4 protein-coding genes are annotated in these 5,418 nt (G+C 75.2%); 3 read left to right on the top strand and 1 reads right to left on the bottom strand.

Going from position 1 to position 5,418, the window contains the following annotated elements; genetic code table 11:
• The 3 genes from cobT to ACOV8S_RS23920 all read left to right on the top strand — a co-directional run.
• Positions 1–2,005, top strand: a 2,005-nt coding sequence (gene cobT, locus ACOV8S_RS23930) for a nicotinate-nucleotide--dimethylbenzimidazole phosphoribosyltransferase (protein WP_448320188.1), incomplete at its 5' end; no start/stop codon positions are given.
• A 187-nt stretch (positions 2,006–2,192) separates the two neighbouring features.
• Positions 2,193–3,425 (top strand): uroporphyrinogen-III C-methyltransferase, encoded by a 1,233-nt coding sequence (cobA, locus tag ACOV8S_RS23925; RefSeq protein WP_448320187.1) that lies wholly within the window; start codon positions 2,193–2,195, stop codon positions 3,423–3,425.
• Between the two features lie 13 nt (positions 3,426–3,438).
• On the top strand, positions 3,439–4,254 hold the full coding sequence (locus tag ACOV8S_RS23920; protein ID WP_448320185.1) for a TrmH family RNA methyltransferase: 816 nt from the start codon (positions 3,439–3,441) through the stop codon (positions 4,252–4,254).
• Positions 4,255–4,286: 32 nt separating this feature from the next.
• Here ACOV8S_RS23920 and ACOV8S_RS23915 read toward each other — a convergent pair whose 3' ends face one another.
• A complete protein-coding gene (locus tag ACOV8S_RS23915; RefSeq protein ID WP_448320184.1) occupies positions 4,287–5,249 on the bottom strand; it encodes an SDR family NAD(P)-dependent oxidoreductase in 963 nt (320 codons plus the stop codon).
• Positions 5,250–5,418 lie beyond the last annotated feature (169 nt).

Here is a 5,418-nt window from a genome sequence, read left to right as displayed (position 1 = left end):
CCGCGAGGGCGAGAGCATCATCCCCGAGCCGACGGCCGCCGAGCCCGAGGACCTCGCGGCCCCGCAGCCGGACGCCGGTGGGACCGCACCGGCCGCGGCGGACGACGCCGTGGAGGAGGCGGAGACGCCCCGGGCCGCCGAGCCGGGGGCACACCCCGAGGCCCCGGCCGTGGACACGGGCTCCGTCGAGCCCGCCCCCGTTGGCGAGGACACCCCCGCCGTGGCGGAGGAACTCGCAGAGCCGGCCGCCGCCGGCCAGGACGCCGAGCCCCAGGCGGCCGCCCCCGGGTACGCCGAGGCCGAACGCGAGGCAGTGCTCCGGGTGATGCGCGAGCGCCGCGACATCCGCCAGGGCTTCCGCCCCGACCCGATCCCGCACGAGGTCCTGCGCCGCGTCCTGGAGGCCGCGCACCACGCGCCGTCCGTCGGGCACTCCCAGCCCTGGGACTTCGTCGTCATCCGCTCCGAGGAGACCCGGCAGCAGATGCACGAACTGGCCATGGCCCAGCGCGAGGCGTACGCCAAGTCGCTGCCCAAGGGCCGGGCGAAGAAGTTCAAGGAGATGAAGATCGAGGCCATCCTCGACACTCCGGTGAACATCGTCGTCACCGCCGACCCGACCCGCGGCGGACAGCACACCCTGGGCCGGTACACCCAGCCGCAGATGGCTCCCTACTCCGCGGCCCTGGCCGTCGAGAACCTCTGGCTCGCCGCGCGCGCCGAGGGCCTCGGCGTCGGCTGGGTGAGCTTCTTCGACGAGCGGGAGATGGTCCGCGCCCTCGGCCTGCCCGAGTACCTCGAGGTCGTCGCCTACCTCTGCGTGGGCTACGTCGACGAGTTCCCGGACGAGCCCGAACTGGTGCAGGCCGGCTGGTCCAAGCGACGCCCGCTGTCCTGGGCGGTGCACGAGGAGGCCTACGGCCGCCGCGCGCTGCCCGGCGAGGAGCCGCACGACCTGCTCGCCGAGACCATCGCCGGGATCCGCCCGCTGGACGCCAAGGCGCTCGGCGAGGCGTGGGAGCGGCAGAAGCGGATGACCAAGCCGGCCGGCGCGCTCGGCATGCTGGAGATCATCTCCGCCCAGCTGTGCGGCCTGTCCCGGCAGTGCCCGCCGCCGATCCCCGAGCCCGCCGCCGTCGCGGTGTTCGCCGGCGACCACGGCGTCCACGCCCAGGGCGTGACCCCGTGGCCGCAGGAGGTCACCGCCCAGATGGTGGCCAACATGCTGGGCGGCGGCGCGGTCAGCAACGCCTTCGCCACCCAGGTCGGCGCCGAGCTGTGCGTGGTGGACGTCGGCGTGGCCGCCGAACTGCCGCCCCAGCAGGGCCTGCTGCCCCGCAAGGTGCGGCCCGGCACCGCCGACATGACGCAGGGGCCCGCGATGACCCGCGAGGAGGCCAAGGCCGCCATCGAGGTGGGCATCGAGACCGCCCGCGACCTGGTCGCCGCCGGCAACAAGGCGCTGCTCACCGGTGAGATGGGCATCGCCAACACCACCGCCTCCGCCGCGCTCATCTCGGTCTTCACCGACACCGACCCGGCCGAGGTCACCGGCCGCGGCACCGGCATCGACGACGAGACGCTGGCCCGCAAGACCGACGTGGTCCGCCGCGCCCTCGAGGTGCACCGGCCCGACCCGGCCGACCCGATCGGCGTCCTCGCCGCCGTCGGCGGCCTGGAGCACGCCGCCATGGTCGGTCTGCTGCTCGGCGGCGCCTGCCTGCGCACGCCGGTCATCCTGGACGGCGTCAGCGCCGGAGCCGCCGCCCTGGTGGCCCGTGCCATCGCCCCCGAGGTGCTGGCCGCCTGCATCGCCGGCCACCGCAGCGCCGAGCCGGGACACGTCGCCGCGCTCAACAAGCTGGGCCTGCGCCCGCTGGTCGACCTGGACCTCCGCCTCGGCGAGGGCACCGGCGCGCTGCTCGCGCTGCCGCTGGTGCAGTCCACCGCCCGTGCCATGCACGAGGTGGCCACCTTCGACTCGGCCGGCGTCACCGAGAAGTAGCAGCGCCAGGACGGGGGCGGGGCGGAGATCGTGCGAAGATCACACCGCCCTGCCCCGGTCCCGGTCCACCGCACGCCATAAACTCCCCCTGTCAGGGCAGCTCCGACGGCGCAGCTCCCACCCCTGCCGGGCATGCCCGAAGCGGCCCGGCAGCGTCCCCAGCAGCCCGTTCCCAGGGAGCCGCCCCATGGCCGAACACCCCGCCTACCCCGTGGGCCTGCGCCTCGCCGGCCGTCGAGTGGTCGTGCTCGGCGGCGGCCAGGTCGCCCAGCGCCGCCTGCCCGCCCTGGTCGCGGCCGGCGCCGACGTCACCCTGGTCTCCCCGTCCGCCACCCCGTCCGTCGAGGCGATGGCCGACGCCGGCGAGATCACCTGGGAACGCCGCCGCTACGCCGACGGCGACCTGGCGGGCGCCTGGTACGCCGTCGTCGCCACCAGCGACCCCGAGGCCAACACCGCGGCCTCCGCCGAGGCCGAGCGCGGCCGCGTCTGGTGCGTCCGCTCCGACGACGCCGACGCGGCCACCGCCTGGACCCCCGCCACCGGCCGCGCCGGAGGCGTCACCGTCGCCGTCCTCACCACCGAGGCCAAGGACCGCGACCCGCGCCACACCGCCGCCATCCGCGACGCCGTCGTCGAGGGCCTGCGCGACAACACCCTGGTCGCCCCGCAGCACCGCACCAAGACCCCCGGCGTCGCCCTGGTCGGCGGCGGCCCCGGCGACCCCGACCTGATCACCGTGCGCGGCCGCCGGCTGCTCGCCGAGGCCGACGTCGTCATCGCCGACCGGCTCGGCCCCCGCGACCTGCTCGACGAACTCCCGCCGCACGTCGAGGTGATCGACGCCGCGAAGATCCCCTACGGGCGCTACATGGCCCAGGAGGCGATCAACAACGCCCTGATCGAGCACGCGAAGCAGGGCAAGGCCGTGGTCCGCCTCAAGGGCGGCGACCCGTTCGTCTTCGGCCGCGGCATGGAGGAGGCCCAGGCGCTCGCCGAGGCCGGCATCGCCTGCACCGTGGTCCCCGGCATCTCCTCGTCCATCTCCGTTCCGGCCGCCGCCGGCATCCCGGTCACCCACCGGGGCGTCGCCCACGAGTTCACCGTCCTCAGCGGCCACGTCGCCCCCGACGACGAACGCTCCCTGGTCGACTGGGCGGCCGTGGCCAAGCTCACCGGCACCCTCGTCATCCTGATGGGCGTCGACAAGATCGGCCGCATCGCCGAGACGCTGATCGCCCACGGCAAGGCCGCCGACACCCCCGTCGCCCTCGTCCAGGAGGGCACCACCAGCGCCCAGCGGCGGGTGGACGCCACCCTGGCCACCGTCGGCGAGGTCGTCCGCGCCCAGGACGTCCGGCCGCCCGCCGTCATCGTCATCGGCCCGGTGGTCTCCGTCGGCGCCGCCACGCTCACGTAAGGCTCCGCACCCCATGGCCGAACCCGTCCTCGTCGACGACCCCGCCGACCCCCGTCTCGCCGACTACACGGACCTCACCGACGTCGAACTGCGCCGCCGCCGGGAACCCGCCGAAGGCCTGTTCATCGCCGAGGGCGAGAAGGTGATCCGGCGGGCCGTCGACGGCGGCCACGTCATGCGGTCCATGATGCTCACGCCCAAGTGGGCGGGGGTGATGGCCGACGTCGTCGAGGCGACCGACGCGCCCGTCCTCCTGGTGACTCCCGAGGTCGCCGAACGGGTCACCGGCTACCACGTGCACCGCGGGGCGCTCGCCTCCATGGAGCGCGAGCCGCTGCGCGACGTCGGCGAACTCCTGCCGGGGGCGCGGAGGGTGGCCGTCTTCGAGGACATCGTCGACCACGCCAACATCGGCGCCGCCTTCCGGAACGCCGCCGCGCTGGGCGTTGACGCGGTGCTGCTCACCCCGCGCTGCGCGGACCCCCTGTACCGGCGGGCGGTGAAGGTGTCGATGGGCACGGTCTTCCAGGTGCCGTGGACCCGCCTGGAGGCGTGGCCCGCGGACGTCGGCCGGCTGCGGGAGGCGGGCTTCACGGTGGCCGCGTTCTGCCTGAGCGAGCAGGCCGTCACGCTGGACGAGCTGGCCGCGCGGGACGACGAGCGCCTGGCCCTGGTCTTCGGCACCGAGGGCGACGGCCTCAGCCCGCGCGTCCTGGCCGAGGCGGACGTCCACGTCACCATCCCCATGGCCGAGGGCGTCGACTCCCTCAACGTGGCCGCTGCGTCAGCGGTCGCCTTCTACGCCACCCGGCCCCGCCGCCCGGCCTGAACCGCGCGGCGGCGGCTCCGCGCACCGTGGTGTCACCGGGCGGCGCCGGCGAACGCGTCGACGCCGGTGAGGCGGGCCGACAGCTCCCACAGGCGCGCGGCCTCCTGGGGGTCGGTCGCGTGGGAGTCGACCCCGCCCTCCACCCCGCCGGCGGCCGGCCCGGCGAGGTCGCAGTCCTCGCAGTACACGCCACCCAGGCCCGCCAGGTCGGGCGAGGTCGCCGCCCACACCTGCGTCGCCGCGCCCTGCGCGGGCGTCTTGAAAGTGGGATCGGCGAGTTCGCCCCTCTCGTCGATCCAGCCCGCGTCCACCATCTCCGCGGTGCTGAGGTGCCGTTGCAGCGGGGTGAGGATGCTGCCCGGGTGCACCGCGAACGCCCGGACACCGGCGCCTCGGCCGCGTGCGTCGAGCCCGACCGCGAACAGCACGTTCGCCGCCTTCGCCTGCCCGTATGCCCGCCACCGGTCGTAACCGCGCTCGAAATGCACGTCGTCCCAGTGCATGCCCATGCCGTGGGCGCCGGAGGACACGGATACCACGCGCCCGCCGCCGCGCGCGATCGCCGGCCAGAGACGGTTGACCAGCGCGAAGTGGCCGAGGTGGTTGACGGCGAACTGCGCCTCCCAGCCGGGACCCACCCGGGTCTCCGGGCAGGCCATGATCCCCGCGCTGCCGATCACGATGCCGAGCTCGCGCTCCGAGTCCAGGAACCGCTCGGCGAACCGGCGGACGCTGTCGAGGTCGGCCAGATCGAGGTCGTCGGTCTCCACGCCGTCGATGCCCCCGACCGCCTTGTCGGCGACCGCCCGTCGCCGCGCGGGCACGACCACCCGGGCTCCGGCACGTGCCAGGGCACGGGTCGTCTCCAGCCCGAGCCCCGAGTAGCCGCCGGTGACGAGGGCGGTGGTGCCGGACAGGTCGATCCCGCTCAGGACCTCGTCCGCGGTACTGCGGGCGCCGAAACGGGAACCGATGGTGCGCTGCGGTGTCGTCATGCCGGCGACGCTAGATGCTGGAGTGAGCTCTAGGTCAACGCAGCCCCCGGGGCGGTGGTGTCCGGCTTCGCGCCCGGACGGGCGGCGGGCGCCGGCGGAGATCCGCACCGCACGACAGCAACCGGGGCGCTGCCCAGGGGAGCGGACCGGCAAGGCCGTACCGGAGGGG

It is taken from the genome of Streptomyces sp. CO7, from assembly GCF_053474865.1.
This window is presented reverse-complemented; position numbering and strand designations above follow the sequence as displayed.

Bases quoted from the DNA above. Each gene is read 5' to 3' on its own strand.
- ACOV8S_RS23915 (WP_448320184.1), bottom strand. From the start codon at position 5,249: ATGACGACACCGCAGCGCACCATCGGTTCCCGTTTCGGCGCCCGCAGT.
- cobA (WP_448320187.1), top strand. From the start codon at position 2,193: ATGGCCGAACACCCCGCCTACCCCGTGGGCCTGCGCCTCGCCGGCCGT.
- ACOV8S_RS23920 (WP_448320185.1), top strand. From the start codon at position 3,439: ATGGCCGAACCCGTCCTCGTCGACGACCCCGCCGACCCCCGTCTCGCC.